This is a genomic window from Singulisphaera chitinilytica (assembly GCF_049331405.1).
GTDB lineage: Bacteria > Planctomycetota > Planctomycetia > Isosphaerales > Isosphaeraceae > PoT.
Genome location: NZ_CP186274.1, coordinates 1,989,553 through 2,008,523, shown reverse-complemented (window position 1 = coordinate 2,008,523; position 18,971 = coordinate 1,989,553). Strand labels below are relative to the sequence as shown.

General features: G+C 65.4%; 22 protein-coding genes. 14 read left to right on the top strand and 8 right to left on the bottom strand.

Annotation, left to right across the window (positions count from 1 at the left end):
- Positions 1–5 precede the first annotated feature (5 nt).
- Positions 6–608 carry a 3-keto-disaccharide hydrolase gene (locus ACOYYX_RS08200; RefSeq protein WP_422929442.1) on the bottom strand — a complete coding sequence of 201 codons (603 nt, stop codon included), beginning with the start codon at positions 606–608 and terminating at the stop codon, positions 6–8.
- 207 nt (positions 609–815) lie between these two features.
- On the opposite strand from ACOYYX_RS08200, the gene ACOYYX_RS08195 reads away from it, so the two are divergent.
- The 3 genes from ACOYYX_RS08195 to ACOYYX_RS08185 all read left to right on the top strand — a co-directional run bounded on the left by ACOYYX_RS08195 (position 816) and on the right by ACOYYX_RS08185 (position 3,945).
- Positions 816–1,463 (top strand): nitroreductase family protein, encoded by a 648-nt coding sequence (locus tag ACOYYX_RS08195; RefSeq protein ID WP_422929441.1) that lies wholly within the window; start codon positions 816–818, stop codon positions 1,461–1,463.
- 239 nt (positions 1,464–1,702) lie between these two features.
- On the top strand, positions 1,703–2,911 hold the full coding sequence (locus ACOYYX_RS08190) for a tetratricopeptide repeat protein (RefSeq protein ID WP_422929440.1): 1,209 nt from the start codon (positions 1,703–1,705) through the stop codon (positions 2,909–2,911).
- Positions 2,908–3,945, top strand: a complete 1,038-nt coding sequence (locus tag ACOYYX_RS08185) for an RluA family pseudouridine synthase (RefSeq protein ID WP_422929439.1) — start codon at positions 2,908–2,910, stop codon at positions 3,943–3,945. The genes ACOYYX_RS08190 and ACOYYX_RS08185 overlap by 4 nt, the downstream gene beginning before the upstream one ends.
- A 4-nt stretch (positions 3,946–3,949) precedes the next feature.
- Here the strand turns inward: ACOYYX_RS08185 and ACOYYX_RS08180 are convergent, their stop codons facing one another.
- The 3 genes from ACOYYX_RS08180 to ACOYYX_RS08170 form a co-directional block, all read right to left on the bottom strand.
- Positions 3,950–4,762 carry a hypothetical protein gene (locus tag ACOYYX_RS08180; protein WP_422929438.1) on the bottom strand — a complete coding sequence of 271 codons (813 nt, stop codon included), beginning with the start codon at positions 4,760–4,762 and terminating at the stop codon, positions 3,950–3,952.
- A 98-nt stretch (positions 4,763–4,860) separates the two neighbouring features.
- Entirely contained in the window at positions 4,861–5,649 is a 789-nt protein-coding gene (locus ACOYYX_RS08175; RefSeq protein WP_422929437.1) for an SDR family NAD(P)-dependent oxidoreductase, read from the bottom strand.
- Positions 5,650–5,854: 205 nt separating this feature from the next.
- Entirely contained in the window at positions 5,855–6,088 is a 234-nt protein-coding gene (locus tag ACOYYX_RS08170) for a hypothetical protein (RefSeq protein ID WP_422929436.1), read from the bottom strand.
- A gap of 328 nt (positions 6,089–6,416) precedes the next feature.
- On the opposite strand from ACOYYX_RS08170, the gene ACOYYX_RS08165 reads away from it, so the two are divergent.
- Positions 6,417–7,454, top strand: a complete 1,038-nt coding sequence (locus ACOYYX_RS08165; RefSeq protein WP_422931603.1) for a YHS domain-containing protein — start codon at positions 6,417–6,419, stop codon at positions 7,452–7,454.
- A gap of 91 nt (positions 7,455–7,545) precedes the next feature.
- On the opposite strand, the gene ACOYYX_RS08160 is transcribed toward ACOYYX_RS08165, so the two are convergent.
- Entirely contained in the window at positions 7,546–8,310 is a 765-nt protein-coding gene (locus tag ACOYYX_RS08160) for a hypothetical protein (protein ID WP_422929435.1), read from the bottom strand.
- A 108-nt stretch (positions 8,311–8,418) separates the two neighbouring features.
- On the bottom strand, positions 8,419–8,745 hold the full coding sequence (locus ACOYYX_RS08155; RefSeq protein ID WP_422929434.1) for an HNH endonuclease: 327 nt from the start codon (positions 8,743–8,745) through the stop codon (positions 8,419–8,421).
- A gap of 335 nt (positions 8,746–9,080) precedes the next feature.
- Here ACOYYX_RS08155 and ACOYYX_RS08150 point away from each other — a divergent pair, with 335 nt between their 5' ends.
- Positions 9,081–9,938, top strand: coding sequence for a sugar phosphate isomerase/epimerase family protein (locus ACOYYX_RS08150; protein ID WP_422929433.1), 858 nt, complete (start codon positions 9,081–9,083; stop codon positions 9,936–9,938).
- Positions 9,939–10,106: 168 nt separating this feature from the next.
- Positions 10,107–10,589, top strand: a complete 483-nt coding sequence (locus ACOYYX_RS08145; protein ID WP_422929432.1) for a BON domain-containing protein — start codon at positions 10,107–10,109, stop codon at positions 10,587–10,589.
- Between the two features lie 228 nt (positions 10,590–10,817).
- Here the strand turns inward: ACOYYX_RS08145 and ACOYYX_RS08140 are convergent, their stop codons facing one another.
- Entirely contained in the window at positions 10,818–11,180 is a 363-nt protein-coding gene (locus ACOYYX_RS08140) for an ArsR/SmtB family transcription factor (RefSeq protein ID WP_422929431.1), read from the bottom strand.
- Positions 11,181–11,576: 396 nt separating this feature from the next.
- Here ACOYYX_RS08140 and thrC point away from each other — a divergent pair, with 396 nt between their 5' ends.
- The 5 genes from thrC to ACOYYX_RS08115 all read left to right on the top strand — a co-directional run bounded on the left by thrC (position 11,577) and on the right by ACOYYX_RS08115 (position 16,182).
- The gene (gene thrC / locus ACOYYX_RS08135) at positions 11,577–13,022 is read left to right on the top strand and encodes a threonine synthase (protein ID WP_422929430.1); all 1,446 of its coding nucleotides are present in this window, start codon (positions 11,577–11,579) and stop codon (positions 13,020–13,022) included.
- Positions 13,023–13,208: 186 nt separating this feature from the next.
- The gene (gene dapB, locus ACOYYX_RS08130) at positions 13,209–14,000 is read left to right on the top strand and encodes a 4-hydroxy-tetrahydrodipicolinate reductase (RefSeq protein WP_422929429.1); all 792 of its coding nucleotides are present in this window, start codon (positions 13,209–13,211) and stop codon (positions 13,998–14,000) included.
- 40 nt (positions 14,001–14,040) lie between these two features.
- Positions 14,041–14,484 (top strand): hypothetical protein, encoded by a 444-nt coding sequence (locus ACOYYX_RS08125; RefSeq protein ID WP_422929428.1) that lies wholly within the window; start codon positions 14,041–14,043, stop codon positions 14,482–14,484.
- A gap of 5 nt (positions 14,485–14,489) precedes the next feature.
- Positions 14,490–15,005, top strand: coding sequence for a cyclic-phosphate processing receiver domain-containing protein (locus ACOYYX_RS08120; RefSeq protein ID WP_422929427.1), 516 nt, complete (start codon positions 14,490–14,492; stop codon positions 15,003–15,005).
- Positions 15,006–15,249: 244 nt separating this feature from the next.
- On the top strand, positions 15,250–16,182 hold the full coding sequence (locus ACOYYX_RS08115; RefSeq protein WP_422929426.1) for a UDP-glucuronic acid decarboxylase family protein: 933 nt from the start codon (positions 15,250–15,252) through the stop codon (positions 16,180–16,182).
- 29 nt (positions 16,183–16,211) lie between these two features.
- Here the strand turns inward: ACOYYX_RS08115 and ACOYYX_RS08110 are convergent, their stop codons facing one another.
- Entirely contained in the window at positions 16,212–16,460 is a 249-nt protein-coding gene (locus ACOYYX_RS08110) for a hypothetical protein (RefSeq protein WP_422929425.1), read from the bottom strand.
- 148 nt (positions 16,461–16,608) lie between these two features.
- On the opposite strand from ACOYYX_RS08110, the gene ACOYYX_RS08105 reads away from it, so the two are divergent.
- The 3 genes from ACOYYX_RS08105 to ACOYYX_RS08095 all read left to right on the top strand — a co-directional run bounded on the left by ACOYYX_RS08105 (position 16,609) and on the right by ACOYYX_RS08095 (position 18,870).
- Positions 16,609–17,679 (top strand): potassium channel family protein, encoded by a 1,071-nt coding sequence (locus ACOYYX_RS08105; RefSeq protein WP_422929424.1) that lies wholly within the window; start codon positions 16,609–16,611, stop codon positions 17,677–17,679.
- Between the two features lie 146 nt (positions 17,680–17,825).
- Positions 17,826–18,299: an excisionase family DNA-binding protein gene (locus ACOYYX_RS08100; protein WP_422929423.1), complete on the top strand. Its 474-nt coding sequence runs from the start codon at positions 17,826–17,828 to the stop codon at positions 18,297–18,299.
- Between the two features lies 1 nt (position 18,300).
- Positions 18,301–18,870: a PIN domain-containing protein gene (locus tag ACOYYX_RS08095; RefSeq protein WP_422929422.1), complete on the top strand. Its 570-nt coding sequence runs from the start codon at positions 18,301–18,303 to the stop codon at positions 18,868–18,870.
- Positions 18,871–18,971: the final 101 nt, after the last annotated feature.

Sequence of the window (18,971 nt, the reverse complement as noted above, 5' to 3'; positions counted from 1 at the left end):
TCGAATCAGGGCAGTTCCTGCACTTCGACCTTGCGGATGTCGACCTGGCTGCCCGGGTCGTGCTGCTGGAAGGCGAAGTGGCCCTTGGTGTACGTGTTCTTCTCGTCGACGAAGTCGACGACCTTCTTGCCGTTGACCTTGATCGTGATGTGGTTGCCGACCGCCTCGATCTCCTGGGTGAACCAGGTATCGGGGGGGACGAGCTGCTCCTTGACGGCGACGAAGCTGTAGAGCGTGCCGGTGCGGAGCGGGTCGGTGTGCGAGCTGTTGACCTGCGCCTCGTACCCGTGGGGGAAGCCGGGCTCCTTCTTCGTGCGGAAGTACATGCCCGAGTTCGCCTTATCGGCGATCTTGACTTCGCAGCGGTAGCGGAAATTCTTGTAGTCGCCGCGGGGGCTGAACAGGTGCGAGGCCGGGCCCGAGCCGTGCAGGGCGCCGTCGACGACCTTCCACTGGCCGGTCGTGCCGTCGGCGGTCGTCCAGCCGCCGAGCGTCTTGCCGTCGAACAGCGAGACCCACTTGCCTTCCGACTTCTCCTCGGCGCGGACGAGGCCGACCGAGATGACCCCCAGGGCCAATCCGCAGGCGATTGGAATCAGTCGCTTCATGGAGTGAAATCCTCAACGTAGCTGGTGGAACCTTGGACGGAACGCATTCCAGGACGCGGCCCCTCGGCCGATCGAACTCGAAGTATGTGAGTGCGCTCCCCTGGCATCGCGAATGTAAACTCGAAACGTGGCGAGTGGCTAGGGGTTAGTGGTGAGATGCACCCCAAGTTTTCGCGAACAACCTCCCTCTCGACGCGAGTCGCATCGATGCCGGCGCAGACCTCTCCGCTCGATCAAACCATGCCGGGGCTCCGATCACGCCGCCGGTTCGACCCGGCCCGCCCCCTGCCCGACCCCCTGCTCGCCCGGATCCTCTCCCTGGCGGCCCTGGCCCCGTCCTGGAACGACCTCCAGCCCGCCCGCTTCCTCATCGTGGGGGACGAGCGGAACCGGAGGCGGCTGCGGACCTGCGTCTTCGACCGCCGCGAGATCGTCGACGCCCCGGTCGTTGTGATCGTCCTGGGATACCTCTACCCCCACGAGACCTACCTCGAACGTTTCCTCGCCGAGCGGCTCGGGCTCGGGCAGATCACCCCCGACGAGGCCGCCCGCATCCGGATCATGACCCGGCGGAAGATGGAGCGGGTCGACGACCTCAAGGCCTGGTCGGGACTCGCCGCCCATCGCGCCGGGTCGGCGCTGCTGATCGCCGCCGAATCGCTGGGGGTGGCCTCGGCCCCGGTCGAGGAATTCGACCCGGCCAAGGTCTCGAAGGCGTTCGGAATCCCCGACGACCACACGCCTTGCGCCCTCGTGGCGCTCGGCTACGAGCTCGAGGCGGAACCGCCGCCCCCCCGGCTCGCTCTCCGCGACCTCTGCTATCGCGAGCACTTCGGCCAGCCTTGCGACCTCTGAGGAACCGACCCATCCCGGCGGCAAGGACGCCCAGGAAGGCCCCGCCCAATCCCCCCTGGATTGAGCAGGTGATCACGCTTGAAGGACACCTGGAATCCACGATGCGTCGGCTTCGCTTGACCGTTCGCCGCGGTGGCATGTAAGATGCCGTGGGGGATGGGGTTTCGTGCCTGATTATTTAGAGGTCATCCCCGGTCCGGCCTCGCCTCGACGGTGGAAACGAAGGGATTGGAACGAGGATGAAAGAAGAGACGCACGCCACCCTGAAGCATCAGTACGACCACCAGATCCCGACGGTGATCCACCACCCCGAGGACGACCTGCCCCTGCTCGCGCGTTGGCTGCGTTACGTCACCGAGGATCGCGGCCGCTTCTTCGCCTTCCTCGGCGTCGTCGTGGCGTTCGTGGTCGGCCTGACGTTCCTGTCGAGCGGGATCTCGGTCCGCAGCACGACGACCGACGAGGCCTGGGTCGAGCTGCAGACGGCGAAGACCGGGGCCGAACGCGAGAAGGTCGCCGAGAAATTCCCGAACACCCCGGCCGGCCAGTGGGCCCTGCTCCAGGCCGCGACCGACTTCTACAACAAGGGCTTCAGCGACCTGCCCGCCAACCGCGACGTCGCCCTGCCTGACCTGAAGAAGGCCCTCGGCCTCTTCGAGAAGGTCATCGAGAAGGCCCCCAAGGATTCGGCCCAGGCCCGCGCCGCGATGTACGGGAAGGCCCAGACGCTCGAGGCCCGCAACGAGATCGACAAGGCCATCGCCCAGTATGACCTCGTCGCCAAGGAGTATGCCGGCACGAATGAGGCGAAGCAGGCGACCCGCCAGGCCGAGCTGCTCCGCAAGCCCGGCAGCGTGAGCTTCTACAAGGAACTCTATGCGTACAAGGCGACCGAGACCGTCCTGCCGCCCCTCGGTGAAGGGAACCTGAACCTGCCGCTCGGCGGCCCGAGCCCTCTCGACGGGGTAAACCCGCTCGGCGGCCCGAACCCGCTCGGCTCGCAGTTGATGTTCCCCCCGCCGCCGCCGACCCCGCCCACCGGCGGCAAGCCCGAGGCGCCGGCCAATGCGGAACTGCCGGTGAACCCGTTCGTGCCCCCGCCGCCACCGGCCTCGACGCCTGCCCCGGCCCCGGCCGAGCCGGCCGCCAAGCCCGCGGCCGAGATGCCCGCCCCGGCCCCCACATCGGCCCCGGCTCCGACTGAGCCCGCGCCCAAGGCTGAGACGCCAGCCCCGGCGCCCGCTCCCACGCCGGCTCCGACCGAGCCCGCTCCGAAGGCCGAGACGCCGGCCCCCGCGCCGAGCCCGGCCCCGGCTCCCGCCGAGACGCCCAAAGAGAGTCCCGCGGCCAAGCCCGAGCTGCCGTCGGACGTGTTCGCCCCCAAAGACGCACCTTCCCCCGCTCCCGCCCCGGCGCCGGACGCGAAGGAGAAGGCCGAGAAGCCTTGAGCGAGCCCGGGCTCAATGCCCGGCTCGGTGATGATATGTCCCCGCCAGAGCTGTCCACCACTCCATCCGAATTCCAGGTCAAGGCTCGGATGGAGGGCAAGCGCCTCGACGCGTACCTCGCGAGCCGCTACACCGACTATTCCCGCAGCGTCATCCAGAAACTGATCGACGCCCAGGCGGTCCTCATCAACGGCCAGCCGACCAAGGCCTCTTACCGGGTCAGGCTCAATGATGAGGTCCGCATCTGGCTACCCGAGCTCGGCGACGACGCCCCGAAGCCGGAAGACATCCCGCTCGAGGTGATCTACGAGGACGAGGCCCTCACGGTCGTCAACAAGCCGCCGAACATGGTCGTCCATCCGGCCAAGGGGAACTGGAGCGGGACCCTCGTCAACGCCCTCCAGTTCCACTACGACACGCTTTCGAACGTCGCCGGCGAGAACCGGCCGGGGATCGTCCACCGGCTCGACCGCGACACGACCGGGCTCCTGATCGTCGCCAAGGACGACCTGGCCCATCGCAAGCTCTCGGGCTATTTCGAGCAGCGGACGATCCACAAGGAATACCTCGCGCTCGTCTACGGCGTCCCCACGCGCGACAGCGACTACGTCGAGCGACACATCGGGTTCCACCCGACCGTCCGCGAGAAGATGGCGATCCGCCTGCCGGAAGACGGCGGCAAGGAAGCCACGACCTTCTATGAGGTCCTCGAGCGCTTCCAGGGCTACGCCTTCGTCCGGTGCAAGCCGGCGACCGGGCGGACCCACCAGATCCGCGTCCACCTCACGCACGTCGGCCACCCGATCCTGGCCGACAAGGCCTATTCGGGGCGAGAGCGGATCACCCTGGCGGACCTCGCAGGGGCCCAGGCTGCCGACGGGGAGCAGGTCCTTATCGCCCGCCAGGCGCTGCACGCCCATCGCCTCCGGTTCCCGCATCCGCTCACGCAGGAGGACATCGACCTGACGGCCCCCCTGCCCCAGGACATGTCCATGACCCTGGAGGCCCTGCGCACCCATCGTCGCCAGGGCTGATCGCTCACCAGCGCTCGCCGTACTCGGTGCTCTTCTTGGCGTGCCAGTCCGCCTTCCTGTTGCTCTCCTCGAGCCTGTGCTTGAGGTCGGCGACCTTGGCGCGAAGCTCGTCGGACGGCTCCTTCTCGAGCTGGGCCTCGGCCTCGTCGATCGCCTCGCGGAAGGCGAGCGCCTCTTCCGAGTAGCGCGACTCGAGCTTCGAATGCTCGGAGGAGAGCCGCATGAAGTTCGAGTGTCGCCAGGCGTAGCCCACGACCAGCACCAGGGCGAGCACCGCCAGCGCGCCCGAGATCCAGAAACGCCGCTCCTGCTCCCGCTCGATGTCTTCGACCAACGCGGGGTCGGGGCCTGCCTGCGGTACGAGCCCCCGGCCTCGCTTGTTCTTCACGAGGGTCGAGAGGGTTTCGGTCTCCTCCGCGGCGATCTCGTCGTCATCCTGCGTCGAGGACCGCATCCGGATCATGACGAGCCCCAGGGCGATCGGCAGGACGGGGAAGACGAGCATCGCGCCGAGCGCCCACTCCCCCTTCGACGTCGTCACGACCTGGATCAGGAGGGCCGAGAGGATCCCCGCCGAGGCCAGCAGCAGGAGGACCTGCGTCCTGCTGAAATACCGCGCGACAAGGAGCAGGATGAACCCGAGATAGAGGGCATAGCAGAGGATCCAGGCCACCACGAACTGGACCTCGCCGCTCCCCCCCTTGATCGAGTTGACCGTGGCGACCAACCCGCAGGCCCCGCCCACGGCGCCGATCATCGCCATGATCTGGCCGAGGCTCAGCGTCGACGATCGGCCCTCGGTTCCGCCTCGATTCATCGCCCCTCTCCCCGATCGCGCCAGTGTGCTCGACTCAAATCGAGGCTATCCCCAACGCGAACGGGGAGCAACAGAAAGCCATCCGACAAATCGTCGGGTCAGACGATGTTGCGGACGAGCCCCCCATCGACCCGGAGCGTCGCCCCATTGATGGCCGAGGCCCTCGGGCTGGCGATGAAGGCGACGGCGTCGGCGATCTCGCCCGGCCGGATGAGCCGCTGGATGAGCGAGGTCGGGCGGTTCTCCTGCATGAATCGGCGCTCGGCCTCCTCGGGCGAGGCGCCGGGGAAGACGTCGCCGATGAACTTCTGCACGCCCTCGGTCAGCGTCGAGCCGGGCAGGACCGTGTTCACGGTGACGGCCGTCCCCTTCGTCAGTTCAGCGAGGCTCCTCGAGATCGAGAGCTGCATCGTCTTCGTCGCGCTGTAGTGCGCCATCTCCGGCGCGGGGCTGACGCCCGACTCGCTCGAGATGAAGATGATCCGCCCCCGCCCTCGCCGGATCATGCCCGCGAGATAGTGACGGCTCAGGCGCACGCCGCTCATGATGTTGACCTCGAAGAGGCGCCGCCAGGCCTCGTCCGTCTCGTCGAAGAACCCGACGGCCTCGTAGATCCCGAGGTTATTCACGAGGATGTCGACATCAGGGACGGCGGCGATGGTCGCGGCGGCCCCTTCCGCGTTGCCGTTGTCGGCCGCGAGCGGCACGAGGTCGGCGCCGGGCACCTTCGCCTTGATGGCCCCGACGGCCTTGCCCACGCCGGCGGCGGTCCGGCCGTTGACGATGACCCTCGCCCCTTCGGCGGCGAGCGCCGTGGCGATCGCCTCGCCGATCCCGCCCGTCGAGCCGGTCACCAGCGCGGTTTGCCCCTTCAGTTGCAGATCCATCGACGCCCTTCCCCTCGTTTTTCCGTATCGATCGGCGCGCCGGGTTCGCGGCGCCTCGCCGATCTTCCACGTCTCTGTTACTCGGCGACGACGCCGGACATCCCGCCGCGACGAATCCCGTCGATCTGATCCACGTGTCAATTCGTGAATTCAGGGCAAATACTGTCATGAAAGCGATCAAAGATGCATCGCCAGGCTGGCTTCCTCAGGAGCCGAGCGGTTCCACCGATCGGATGGGATCTCCGCAACGGGGGCACGGGGCTCCTGCCCCGTCGAGCGGGAGGTCGACGGAGACGAATTCGCCGCATTTCGGGCAGATCCCGCTGCATTCGCCGACGCCGCTCTGCAAGGCGTGCTCACGCTTCCCGGATCGCTGCATCGGCGCCGGGACCAGGCGGGTGATCTTCCTGGCGAAGGATTCGAACGAGAGTCCAAGCATCGGACGAGACCTCCTCGTGGCTTCGAGATATCCGAGATCGATCGTGATCCTGGACTCATTCGTCAGAATAGCCGCGATCTTGAGCGACCGGCAATCGTCCCAGTTTGAGCAAAGTGTCGAACATGCCGATGCGAACCGCATGGTCCTTCGCGGCGATAACCTTTCCCGGCGGAAGGGTTAACCCTGATGTCGGCCCCGGCCCGGTACGCTACAATGATGCATGGTTGAGAACGAACGCGCGACGAACCGGATCGAACGAAATACGACACGACACAGAGCCTCGAGCCGAGGGAGAGCGACCATGACCCGCGGATCGTTTTGGTTGGCAGTGTGGGGAGCCTTGCTCGTCGGGGCGCTGGGGGCGTCGGCCTTCGCCGCGGAGCCGACTGGCGTCACGGATATCCCCGAGCCGTTCGTCCGATTCGAGCACATGGCGGGGAGCTGGAAGGGGACTGGGGCCGCGACGGCGAACAAGATCAAAGGGTGGCCCGAGACGCACCTCTGGGCCTGGAAGTTCGTCAACGGCACCCCCACCGGGATGACCCTGGAATGGAAGGGGGACAAGGGCCTTGCGAAAGGGTTCCTGTCGTATGACCCGAAGGCGAAGCAGTATCGCCTCGAAGGGAGCGATGCCTCCGACAAGCCCGCCGTCTTCGCGGGGGCGATGGACAAGATGGGCAAGGCCCTCGTCCTCACCCGAGCCAATCCAACCGAGGGGGGCAAGGACCGGCTCACGATCCGGCTCAACAGCAACCTGATCCGGTACACCCTGGAATTCGACCACCAGGAGCCGGGTGCCCCGCAGTTCAAGCGGGTCATCGAGGTCGGCCTGACGAAGGAGGGGGAATCGTTCGCGGCCGGCGGCTCGTCGTCCGACCTCCCCAAGTGCATCCTCACCGGCGGCGCGGCGACGATGACCGTCAGCTACCAGGGCAAGTCGTACCCGATCTGCTGCTCGGGCTGCCGCGACGAGTTCAACGACAACCCCGAGAAATACGCCAAGAAGGCGGCCGAGATGGCCGCGGCCGACGGCGGCAAGCCCGACGCCAAGCCCGCGGCGAAGGTCGGCAAGGATGACGGCTCGTTCGACGGCCTCGACGATGAAGAACCCGCCACGAAGTCCGCGATGCCGAGCCCGACCGCCAAGCCCAAGGCCAACAGCGAGCCCGCGAAGCCGAAGGCGGATGCCGCCGCCGGCAAGTCCGACGCGAAGGCCGCCTCGCAGCTCAAGCTTGGACAGAATCTGGAGAAATCCGGCAAGACGGCCTCGGCGCTGAAGTATTACCAGCAGGTTGTCAAGGATTTCCCCGATACCCCGCAGGCGAAGACGGCCTCGGCCCGGATCAAGGCACTCCAGGGCAAGTGATCGCCGATTTCGGCTCCTGCGATACGAAACGAAAGGGCGAGTCGGCCGGGCTGATGACCGGCGACTCGCCCTTTCGCGTTAGACGAGCGCGTCAGGCCTCCTGCGCCCTCGGCGAGATCCTGATGTCGAGGCCGATGCTGGTCGTGCGGATGTCCCAGTCGTCGCGGTCCCACCCGATGATGATGCCGGAGGCCTCGAGGCGGTCGAACATCTGCTCGACGTAGGCGGGGACCCGGTCCTCATACTCGGTGACGAGGTCGAGCTTGCGACCCAGGAGGTTGAAGAGGCCTCGGATCGTGGCGGGGCCCTTCTCCGCAATCTTCCTCTGCCCCTCGGGCGAAGCGGGGTCGGGGCCTTCGAGGGTCAGTTGCATCGAGCGGATCAGCTTGCCGAGCTGGCCGAACCAGGTGTCGCGGAAGCCGAAATACTCCTTGTGGATGATCTGGACCTCGCCGTTGCGGACGATCGCCGCCTGGTAGACGGCCTCGAGGTAGTTCTCGCCGTAGTCGGTCTGGAAGGCGATGTTCACGGCCTTGGCCAGGTGCTGGAGGGCACCCTTGACGCCGATGGTCTCGGGATCGACCTGGAGCCCCATGTCGCGGAGGCTGCCGGCCTTCCTCGCCGTGACCGTTCCGCCGCCGTCAGCCTGGACGGCCACGCCCAGGCCGACATCGCCGGAGGTGTTCTGGTTCGCCGTGACGGAAGGCGCACCCGGCAAGGGGACGGATGCCAGGCGGTTGGGTGCGGGGCGGCTCGCCGCCTTCGGAGTGGCGGGCTTGGCCGGCGCGGGCTTGGCGGCCGCGGGCGGGGGAGTTGGCTCGGGACGCTTCGACCCTTTCGGCGGTTGCGGGGGCATTGAGCAGGCTCCGAGGCTTCGACGAAAACCCAGCTAAACGTCTTCGGCCATCATCATAACGTCGATCCGAGGATCGCGAGAGTCACCAGATGGCCCCTCTTTCCTCATTCAAACCTCGCGCCAACGCTGGCGGCGACGCTCCAGCAAACGCTCGATGAAGGTCTCGTATTCGGAAACGTCGCGACGGTGTTTCGGATCCCAGCGCCTTCCCTTCTCGTTGTTGCATTCCCAGTGGACGACCGCCAGGTTCTCGAGTTCCTCGGAGCCCCCCCGGCCACGAGCCCGGATGTGTTCAAGTGTCGCCCCTTCGCCAGTGCCGGCATCGAAGGCGATCGGCCCGTTGCAGATCAGGCACTTGCCCACCCAGAGATCCCCCTTGAGCGTGAAGGTCCGGTCCGTCTTCGCCGCCAGGGCCAGCTTGTCGACCGTCTTCATGCCGGGCTCGCCTCCAAGATCCTCAGCCTGTCTCCAGTTCCGATCCCTTGCGCGACCCTCGCAACTTCCAAAAAGTTCGAGGTCGACCCACAAGTCCCGTTGAGATTCGCCGGGACGTCTCGGATCTTCATGGGCGAATGTCCGCGATGTGTCCGACCGGGTCGAGGGTCCCGTCCTAGAAAGCCAGGGAACCTCTCCCGGGCCTGGAAAACTGGGGGCTTGAAAAAAGGAGGTCGCCAACCGGGGAGAACGGTAGCTATGATCGTGCCAACTCTCAGATAGAGGAAGTTTGGTTCCGAACTTGGTTCCCCCTCCTACCCATTGAAGGTGAATCCGTGTCTTCACCCGCCAAGACTCCGCTCCCGCCGCTGGCCCTGGGTGTCTGCAGTTGGAGCCTGCAAGTCGGCAGCATCGCCGAATTGAAGCGGTTCCTCGACGAGTTGGGGATCAACCTCGCCCAGGTGGCCTGCGGCGACCCGCACCACGCCAGCTGGGAAGAAGGGGACTCGATGCCGGAGGTCGCCCTGGCCTCGGGCATCCAGTTCACCGGGACGATGCTCGGCTTCCCCGGCGAGGACTACACGACCCCGCAGACGATCAAGGCCACCGGCGGATTCGGCGACCCGGCCGATCGGCCCGAGCGGATCTCTCGCCTGCGCTGGGCGCTCGACCGGACCGTGGCCCTCGGCCTGACCGACATGATGCTCCACGCCGGGTTCCTGCCCGAGGTCGACGACCCCGACCGCTCCTCACTCCTCGACACCCTGGCCCAGGCCGGGCAATATGCGCAGGAGAAGGGGATCACCCTCGCCTTCGAGACCGGCCAGGAGACGGCGGACCTGCTCCGCAGGACCCTCGACGACCTCAAGGCTCCGAACCTCAAGGTGAACTTCGACCCGGCCAACATGCTGCTCTACGACATGGGGGACCCGATCCGCGCGGTCGAGATCCTCGCCCCAGACATCCGCAGCGTCCACGTCAAGGACGCCAAGCGGCCCACGATCCCGGGCAACTGGGGCCAGGAAGTGCCGCTCGGCGAGGGCGAGGTCAACATCAAGGCCTTCGTCCAGACCCTCAAGAAGGTCGGATATACCGGCCCGCTCGTCGTCGAGCGCGAGGTCGGCGACCAGGCCGGGCGGTTCAAGGACGTGAAGCACGGGCTCAACTACCTGCGCGAGTGCCTCGCCGGTTGATGACCCTCGGATGACATCCTCCTCCCAAGGGCCGTCCCATCGACGGCCCTTGGGAATTCTCGGGCGCATTGGCGACGAGTTCGGCCCTCGATTTGCTCATCGAAGACTCTCGAGCGGCGCGGAGGGGTTCTTCGCCCGCCCGGACCATTCGACCAGAGGGAACGACACATGACGCCGAAATTTGCAAGCCTGAGTGCCGCCGTTCTGGGGTTGGCCCTGGCAACCAACGCTTTCGCACAAGACCCCAAGGACGTCCCGCAGGAAGAGACCAAGAGCACCAGCGAGATCGTGGGCGAGAAGGTCAAGAACGCCGTCCAGAGCATCGAGCGGGGCGCCAAGGACGCCGGCGACGCCGTGCGCGGCCAGTACAACAAGATGCGGACATCCATTCATGACATGGGCGTCGCGGGCCGGATCTACGGCCGGATCCACTGGGACAAAGCCCTCGCCGACGCCAAGATCGACGTCGACGTCACCAAGAACGGCGTCGCCACGCTGACCGGCACGGTCGCCGACGCCAAGCTGAAGGCCAAGGCCGCCGACCTTACCCGCGACACTGTGGGCGTGACTAGCGTGGTCGATAAGGTCGTGATCTCGCCGACCACCACCATCAACGACGCCCCGGCCCCCGTCTCCGTCGACCCTAAGTGATCGTCAGGGACGAAACGGCCACCTTGAAGTTTGCGTGAAGATGTCTCGTCGTCTTGAAAATCCTGCAAAAAAAGATGGCCCGCCCCGATCTTGGGGCGGGCCATCTTTTTTTGCACTTCGACCAGATCGATTGGGATCTTGATATCCAGGATATCGCGATCCCTGGAACTCGGAGCCCTCTCGTCATCGAGGCTTCGGCCCCTCGTTCCCCGCCGACCCGGCCTCGGCTCAGCTCACGACCGAGTCGACGACGCGGGCGAGTTCCTTGCCGGCCTCGGTCAGGCCATAGAAATTGTGCTTGCCCGAGCGCCTGGGCTCGATCAGGCGGCCGTGGCGCAGGAGGGCGAGGTGGTGGCTGACGGCCGGCTGGCTCTGCGTGCCGAGGTCGGCGCAAAGTTCCGACACATTTCGCTCTTTTTCATTCAGGAGCATGAGAACTTGGAGACGTGTCGGGTCGGAGACCTGCTTGAGGAGGTCGGCTACACGGCGAATCTCCGCCGTGGGTCGGGCTGCCGCGGCCGCCGCCTTGGAGGCCTTCGAAGACGCGCCGGAGGCCTTCGGAGAGGGGGATTTGGTCGAAGAAGGGGCCATGGAATTCCTCAAACCGTGTGAAATCGCGTAGATATCAAATCAAGAGAGTGTGAACGAACCAAGTGTTCGATTGCGGGATAGGATCGGGGGGGATTATGGTTCGCTTTCTCTTATAATAGGATATTGTCTTATGAGGTCAACCCCGCGTGACCAAGACTCCGTGAGAATTCGTTGAAAACCATCTCGAGGCGGGACACATCCTCGATATCGTGAGGATTGAACGGGTTTTGATCGCGCGGGGCGAGGGGCGCACGCGGGACAATTGCGCTTGTGGATCCCCCGCGTTTGCCGTTAGAGTAGATGGCCTAGCGGGCCTGGGGATTCCCCGAAGAACCGTCGCCGCCGTCGGGATCATAGGCCGAAGGCGGCGTTCTCTTGCGCCGAGATCTGTGACTGATGTCCGTGATCACCCCCGCGATGACCGACCTGGCTTTTCAGCAGTGCATCAACCCGTCCTGCCGGGCGACCTTCGCCGTCGGCCAGACGTGCTTCGCCTGCCCGGAATGCGGTGACCTGCTCGACGTCGTCTACGAGTGGGACCGCCTGCCCGTGCCTAAACGGCTGAGCGAGATCGAAGCCAGGTGGTCCGATCGCCTCAACCCCCTGAACTTCTCCGGCGTCTGGCGGTTCCGGGACCTGCTCCCGTTCGCCCCCGACGAGTCGATCGTCACCGTCGGCGAAGGGCAGACCCTGCTCCAGACGGCCGACAAGGTCGCCCAGTACGTCGGCCTCAACGCGGGGAACCTGAAGCTCCAGTACGAGGGGATGAACCCCTCCGGCAGCTTCAAGGACAACGGCATGACCGCCGCATTCACCCACGCGAGGATGGTGGGGGCCCATCGGGTCGCCTGCGCCAGCACGGGGAACACGTCGGCGGCGCTCGCGGTCTACTGCTCGGCGACGGACTTCGGCTTCAAGGCGATCATCTTCATCGGCTCGGGCAAGATCGCCTACGGCAAGCTCGCCCAGGCACTCGACCACGGGGCGCTCACGATCCAGATCGTGGGGGACTTCGACGACGCCATGCAGCGCGTCCGCCAGGTGGCCGACCGCCTGAACATCTATCTGATGAACTCGGTGAATCCCTTCCGGCTCGAGGGCCAGAAGACGATCATGTTCCGCGTTTTGGAGGCCCTCGCCTGGGAGCCGCCGGACTGGATCGTCGTGCCGGGCGGGAACCTCGGGAACTCGAGCGCCTTCGGCAAGGCCTTCATCGAGCTGAAGCACCTCGGCCTGATCGACCGGGTCCCCCGCCTCGCGGTCATCAACGCCGCGGGGGCCAAGACCCTCGAGCAGCTCGTCGGTCAGGGGCTTTCCTGGAGCAACGGGCTCCCCGACGCAACCCTGACCCAGGCCTATTACGACAAGCTCGACGCCGACAACCTGAAGGCGTCGACCATCGCCTCGGCCATCGAGATCAACCGGCCGGTCAACCTCAAGAAGTGCCTGCGAGCCCTGGACTTCTGCGACGGCGTGGTCCGCCAGGTCGGCGACCAGGAGATCATGGACGCCAAAGCGAGGGTCGGCTCGGGGGGCCTCGGCTGCGAGCCGGCGAGCGCGGCGAGCGTCGCCGGGGCGAAGCGACTCCGCGAGGAAGGGATCATCGCCCCCAGCGACCGCGTCGTCTGCATCCTCACCGGCCACCAGCTCAAGGACCCGACGGCGACCGTGGCCTATCACGGCACCGACCAGGAGAACTTCGAGAAGGTGCTGGGGAGCCGAGGGGTCCGACGCGCGGGCTTCGCCAACCGCCCCATCATCGTCCCCAACGACCTGGACGACATCATCCGGACGATTGCCCTCTACTCCGAGGCGCAGGCGAAGGGCGGCAAGGACGCCTGATCGAGGGACCTCGCCCCTTGCCCCTCGCTAAACCCCGCAACATCCACGAATGCGCCTCCGTATCCGCGTCAAGGCGGCGTGGGGGCGATCCCATCTTGGAGTTGGCGGAAGCCCGAAGGCGGGGCTATCATAGAGGGCCTTCGGACCCTTGAGCATACAACTTCCCATAGAGAGGCCTACCTCGTCGTGTCCGCACCCGTCCTCAGCATCGGCATCCACGGAGCCACCGGTCGGATGGGCACCCGCCTCATCCAGCTCATCCAGAACGACCCCGCCCTGAAGCTGGGCGCCGCGATCGATCGCGTGGGCCACAAGCAGATCGGCCAGGACGCCGGGGTGGTCGCCGGGGTGGGCGAACTCGGGGTCCCCTTGAGCACGACGCTCGACCGCGACGTCGACGTGATCATCGACTTCTCGCTGCCCGACGGCACGCTCGCCCTGCTGGATACCTGCGTCGCCCGCAAGATCCCGCTCGTGATCGGCACCACCGGCTTCGAGCCCGAGCAGAAGAAGCGGATCGAGGCCGTCGGCGACAAGATCCCCGTGCTGCTCTCCCCCAACCTGAGCCGCGCGGTGAATCTGCTGATGAAGCTCGTCGGCGAGGCCGCCCGCGCCCTGGGCGATTCGGCCGACATCGAGATCGTCGAGCGGCACCACCACTTCAAGAAGGACGCCCCGAGCGGGACGGCCCTGCGCCTGGCCGACATCGTGGCGAAGGCGATCGAGTCGGAGAAGCTCGTGCACGGCCGCCACGGCCTGGTCGGCGAGCGCCCTCGGGGTGAGATCGGGCTCCACGCCCTCCGCACCGGAGACAACCCCGGGGAGCACACGGTCGTCTTCGGCCTGATGGGCGAATGCCTCGAGCTCTCGCACCGGGCCCTCAACCGCGACGGCTTCGCCCGAGGGGCCCTCGACGCCGCCAAGTTCCTCGCCGGCAAGCCCGCGAGGGTCTACACCATGAGCGACCTGCTCGGCTGAGCCTCGTCGCCAACGACCTTCGACCGAGGATCGACCCGCCATGGCCGTCTGCGAGCAAGGTTACCTCTGCGAAGTCTGCGGCGAGGACGTCGGAGACATCACGGACTCCGACCTCTACCTGCGCTACGTCCTGGGCGAGGTCGATCCCGAGACGCTCCACGTCCAGCCGGAGCGACACCTGCGCTGCAATCCCACGGTGGCGCAGTTCATCGTCTCCGAGCGGTTCCCGGCGGTCGTCGTCGAGGGCCCGTTCGCCAAGGCCGAGCTCGACCCCGAGTTCGTGGCCGAGGAGGAACGGCGGATCACCCGAGGGTTCGACCGCCTGATCGAATTGGCCGGCCAGGACGTCCCCATCCACGAATATCCGCTCCCCGAGGTTCGGGCCCGCTGGCAAGGCCCCGGCGACGCCGAGGGCCCCTCCCCCTCCCCCGCACGCTCGGGTTCGACAGACCGCCCCGGTCCCCATCATCACAGGACGGAATGAGCACCATGTCGAGTCCCAGCGAACCCACCGCCGCGGGCCAGCCCGGACTGGCCCCCCAGGTCCGACGGATCCTCTTCCTCGACGACGACCACGAACGGGCCCACGCGTTCCTGAACATGAACCCGGAGGCCATCTGGGTCGAGACCGTCGAGGACTGCCTCGTCCAGCTCGAGAACAAGTGGGACGAGGTCCACCTCGACCACGACCTCGGCGGCGAGCGCTACGTCGACTTCGCGCGCGAGGACTGCGGGATGCAGATCGTCCGCTGGCTCAGCCTCTTCCCCAGGCCGCACCTGAAGCCGACCAAGTTCTACGTCCACAGCCACAACCCGAACGCCGCGAGGATGATGGTCGACCAGATGGAAGGGGCCGGCTTCTACGTCGAGGGACGCTCCTTCGGCTCGGCTGTCCCCTGGTATCGCTCGCAGCCGCTCGAGGCCCGCAGCGAGACCGTGGTTGATAAGGTCGTGAAGGGGATCGCCAGCTTCCTTAATAAGCTGGGTGGCGGGGACTCTCGTTGATCGATCCCGAGAGGTCCAAGCGCGGCCCGACGAGCGATTGAAAGGCCCTCGGGCCCGCCGCAGGGGCGTGAATGCGAGGCCGAAGCTATTCGTAGTCCGCGGGCGTGACCTAGATTACACTTTTGAGCCCATCTCAAGTCCTCCTTAACTTTGTTAAGTCGACCGAGGATCTTCCTCTCGTTGGGCAAGACATTTCGATATCCTCGCCGATCGAGGCATGACGAAACACGAAAGGACAGGCGCCATGAGAACGGTAGTGACGGGTGGGGCGGGTTTCGTGGGCTCGCATCTCTGCGAGCGATTCCTGTCCGAAGGGCATGAGGTCATCTGCGTCGATAACCTCCTGACGGGTCATCGCCGCAACATCGTCCACCTGCTCTCCGACCCCAAGTTCCGCTTCATCGAGCACAACATCTCCGAGCCGCTTGAGATCGACGGCGCCGTCGACAACGTCCTCCACTTCGCCAGCCCCGCGAGCCCGGCCGACTACCTCGCCCACCCGATCCCGACCCTCAAGGTGGGCTCGCTCGGCACGCACAACGCCCTCGGACTGGCCAAGGCGAAGGATGCCCGGTTCCTGCTCGCCAGCACGTCGGAGATCTACGGCGACCCCGAGGTCCACCCCCAGCGCGAGGATTACTGGGGCCACGTCAACTCGATCGGCCCCCGCGGCTGCTACGACGAGGCCAAGCGCTTCGCCGAGGCGATCACGATGGCCTACTACCGCTACCACGGGGTCAAGACCCGGATCGTGCGGATCTTCAACACGTATGGTCCCCGCATGCGCCTCAACGACGGCCGCGTGCTCCCCGCCTTCATGGGCCAGGTCCTTCGCGACGAGCCGATGACCGTCTTCGGCCAGGGGGAGCAGACCCGCAGCTTCTGCTACGTCACCGACCTCGTCGACGGCATCTACCGCCTCCTGCTCTCCGACTTCAACGAGCCGGTCAACATCGGCAACCCGTCCGAGATCACGGTGCTCGAATTGGCCAAGGAGATCATCGCGATGGTCCCGGGCACCAAGAGCACGATCATCTACAAGGACCTCCCCCAGGACGACCCCAAACGCCGCCGCCCCGACATCACCCGAGCCCAGCAGATCCTCGGCTGGAACCCGACCATCGACCGCGCAGACGGCCTCCGTCGCACCCTCGAATACTTCCGCAGCGTCGTCTGAGCCGGCTTGGGTTTAAGCCTCGCGACGATTCAGCACTCAGGGGGGGAGCCGGATGGCTCCCCCCTGCTCATTCGCCACTCCCCACCAGGGTCGGCCGGCGGCGTTGCCATGTTGATTTCGTCGCGAAAATAGGAGCGATCGTCGCCGACGAAGTTCGACGATGCTTCGCTGTCGGCGAGACAGGATTCGGCCGTGTCGCGGGACGACTTTTCAATCAAGGAAAGGTCAACACATCTCAATTTGTCGGCGGCGAGCGGATCATGTTGTCGTCGGGACATCTCGTGAACCATGCGGCCCGAGTCATGTCCGAGGGGGTGGAGAACGATCCGGTTTTTGCTTCGGATCCGTCGCCCGAGATGCTAGGGTCGGAGGTTTCCCGCGCCGGGAGATCCGGCGGCCCCTTCACCGCATGGAATCGGGCGGATCATGAAGTTGTCAGACTGGCTGAAGATCCACGTCCGCTACGCCTTCTATCTCCTCTGGGAATTCCGCTGGCCTCTGGGAGTCTTCTGGACGCTCGTCCTCGGAGGCGGCCTCGTGCTGGTCAACACCTCGACCGGCCAGGGCATGGGGTACGCGAAGGCCTGCTACGGCATCTTCCTCCTGATCTTCCTGGAATCGGCCCTCGAGTTCCCCCCCGAATGGTACCTGCAACCCTTCTTCTTCCTGCTGCCCATCATCGGGCTCGGGGCGGTGGCCGACTCGCTCGTCAGGCTCGCGTTCCTGACCTTCACCAAGAAGAATAACTTACCGGAGTGGCAACGCATGGCGGCCTCGCTCCATCGAGACCATGTCGTGATCGTCGGCATAGGTAAAGTCGGCTACCAGATCCTCAAGGGGATCCTCGCCCTGCGCGAGCCCGTCGTCGCCGTCGAGCGGCCGAATGCGGACTCGAACCTGATCGACGAACTCCTCGACCTGGGCGTGCCGCTGATCCGCGGCGATGGCCGGACGATCAAGTCGCTCGAGCAGGCCGGGGTCCGGCACGCGAAGGCGGTGATCCTGGCCACCAGCGACGACCTGACGAACCTCGACGCCGGCCTGACGGCACGCGACCTCAACCCCGGTGCCCGGATCGTGCTCCGCCTCTTCGACGAGTCCCTGGCCATCAAGGTGAAAGGGGCCTTCGCGATGCCCGCGATCTCGACGGCCAAGGTCTCCGCGCACGCGTTCATCGCCGCGGCCACGGGCCGGAGGGTCTACCAGGAATTCCAACTCGCCGACGAGCAGGTCCACCTGACCGACCTGACGGTCTCCCCCATGGGCAAGCTCGTCGGCGTGACCGTGGGCTCGCTGCAGGCCGGGAACAAGGTCAACGTCGTCATGCATCGCGGGCCGAACGGGGTGGACGTCAACCCCTCGCATTGGGTGACTCTCGAGGCCGGCGACGAGATCCTCGTCATCGCCCGGATCGAGCGCCTGATCGAGCTGGAATGCCTCAATGACAACCGGAGCACCCGCCCGGCGATCGCGACGGAGCCCGCGCCGAAACCCTGATCAAGGGATCGGCCTCAGGGGCCGGATTCATCTCGGCATATCACTGTGGCAGTAGATAAGAGCCTTTCAGGCGATCTGTTTCGGATATTTCGTTCGTTGCGTTTATTTCGTTTGAAGAGTATGCTTACGGCTGGAGGAGAATATCCATGGCAATCGCATCGGACTCCAGTCGACCGACCCAACCTCCTTCGATAGCCGATGCACGGCTTGCCGAGGAAGGCAGCCGTCGACTCTCCATGTTTGAGGTCTCGGAGTCGGCGAGGCCGCTCAGTCTCCGCATCACGGCGGAGGGCACGCGCGAAGAGACCATTACGATCCCTTACGCCGCATACCAGCACTTGAAGGACATTCTGACGGAGATGGCCAAGGGGAATGCCGTCACCCTGGTGCCGATCCATGCGGAACTCACCACTCAAGAGGCCGCCGATCTGCTCAATGTGTCGCGACCATTTCTGGTCAAACAGCTCCAGGAAGGCGTGATCCCCTTCCGCCAGGTGGGGACGCATCGACGTATCCTTTGCAAGGACGTGATGGCCTACAAGGAATCGATGGACCGAGACCGTCTCAAAGCGCTCGTTGAGCTTGCGGCCCAAGCCCAGGAACTGGACATGGGCTATTGATGTGACGGATTTGACGGTCGTCTATGATGGCTGCGTCCTCTATCCGGCGCCGCTACGCGATTTCTTGATGCATGCTGCTCTGACGGATCTGTATCGCGCCAAATGGACTGATCAGATCCACGAGGAATGGATACGCAACCTCTTAAAAAATAGGTCTGACCTCTCGATTGAGCAGCTCACTCGAACGCGGAATTTGATGAACGCCAGCGTGCGGGATTGCCTCGTCACCGGCTACGAAGGCTTAATCCGCACATTGAAGCTGCCAGACCCCGATGATCGACACGTACTCGCCGCCGCGATCTGGGCCCGGGCGGACATCAACGTGACATTGAATTTAAAAGACTTTCCGGATAAGGCCCTGGAACCTTACGGTATCGAGGCGCAGCATCCGGACGACCTCCTCGACAATCAATTCGAACTGGCGTCGGACAAGGTCTGTCTCGCGGCCAAACGCAACCGAATGAGCCTCAAAAATCCACCGAAGAATGTGGATGAGTATCTGGCAACACTGGAAGCCCAGGGACTTGGCAAGACGGCATCGAGACTTCGCCAATTTGCGGCCTTGATCTGAGGCCTTTACGATCCCTCAGGTCTTGAAACAATCGTGAAAGGCCTCCCGTGAAAGGGCTGCGAGTCGGCTTTCGTTCTCGCTCTAGCGCCAACCATCTCAGA

What these genes read in the sequence shown, in the direction of transcription:
- ACOYYX_RS08200 (WP_422929442.1), bottom strand. Translation starts at nt 608, where the DNA reads ATGAAGCGACTGATTCCAATCGCCTGCGGATTGGCCCTGGGGGTCATC.
- ACOYYX_RS08195 (WP_422929441.1), top strand. Translation starts at nt 816, where the DNA reads ATGCCGGCGCAGACCTCTCCGCTCGATCAAACCATGCCGGGGCTCCGA.
- ACOYYX_RS08190 (WP_422929440.1), top strand. Translation starts at nt 1,703, where the DNA reads ATGAAAGAAGAGACGCACGCCACCCTGAAGCATCAGTACGACCACCAG.
- ACOYYX_RS08180 (WP_422929438.1), bottom strand. Translation starts at nt 4,762, where the DNA reads ATGAATCGAGGCGGAACCGAGGGCCGATCGTCGACGCTGAGCCTCGGC.
- ACOYYX_RS08175 (WP_422929437.1), bottom strand. Translation starts at nt 5,649, where the DNA reads ATGGATCTGCAACTGAAGGGGCAAACCGCGCTGGTGACCGGCTCGACG.
- ACOYYX_RS08170 (WP_422929436.1), bottom strand. Translation starts at nt 6,088, where the DNA reads ATGCTTGGACTCTCGTTCGAATCCTTCGCCAGGAAGATCACCCGCCTG.
- ACOYYX_RS08160 (WP_422929435.1), bottom strand. Translation starts at nt 8,310, where the DNA reads ATGCCCCCGCAACCGCCGAAAGGGTCGAAGCGTCCCGAGCCAACTCCC.
- ACOYYX_RS08155 (WP_422929434.1), bottom strand. Translation starts at nt 8,745, where the DNA reads ATGAAGACGGTCGACAAGCTGGCCCTGGCGGCGAAGACGGACCGGACC.
- ACOYYX_RS08145 (WP_422929432.1), top strand. Translation starts at nt 10,107, where the DNA reads ATGACGCCGAAATTTGCAAGCCTGAGTGCCGCCGTTCTGGGGTTGGCC.
- ACOYYX_RS08140 (WP_422929431.1), bottom strand. Translation starts at nt 11,180, where the DNA reads ATGGCCCCTTCTTCGACCAAATCCCCCTCTCCGAAGGCCTCCGGCGCG.
- thrC (WP_422929430.1), top strand. Translation starts at nt 11,577, where the DNA reads ATGTCCGTGATCACCCCCGCGATGACCGACCTGGCTTTTCAGCAGTGC.
- ACOYYX_RS08125 (WP_422929428.1), top strand. Translation starts at nt 14,041, where the DNA reads ATGGCCGTCTGCGAGCAAGGTTACCTCTGCGAAGTCTGCGGCGAGGAC.
- ACOYYX_RS08120 (WP_422929427.1), top strand. Translation starts at nt 14,490, where the DNA reads ATGTCGAGTCCCAGCGAACCCACCGCCGCGGGCCAGCCCGGACTGGCC.
- ACOYYX_RS08115 (WP_422929426.1), top strand. Translation starts at nt 15,250, where the DNA reads ATGAGAACGGTAGTGACGGGTGGGGCGGGTTTCGTGGGCTCGCATCTC.
- ACOYYX_RS08110 (WP_422929425.1), bottom strand. Translation starts at nt 16,460, where the DNA reads ATGTCCCGACGACAACATGATCCGCTCGCCGCCGACAAATTGAGATGT.
- ACOYYX_RS08105 (WP_422929424.1), top strand. Translation starts at nt 16,609, where the DNA reads ATGAAGTTGTCAGACTGGCTGAAGATCCACGTCCGCTACGCCTTCTAT.
- ACOYYX_RS08100 (WP_422929423.1), top strand. Translation starts at nt 17,826, where the DNA reads ATGGCAATCGCATCGGACTCCAGTCGACCGACCCAACCTCCTTCGATA.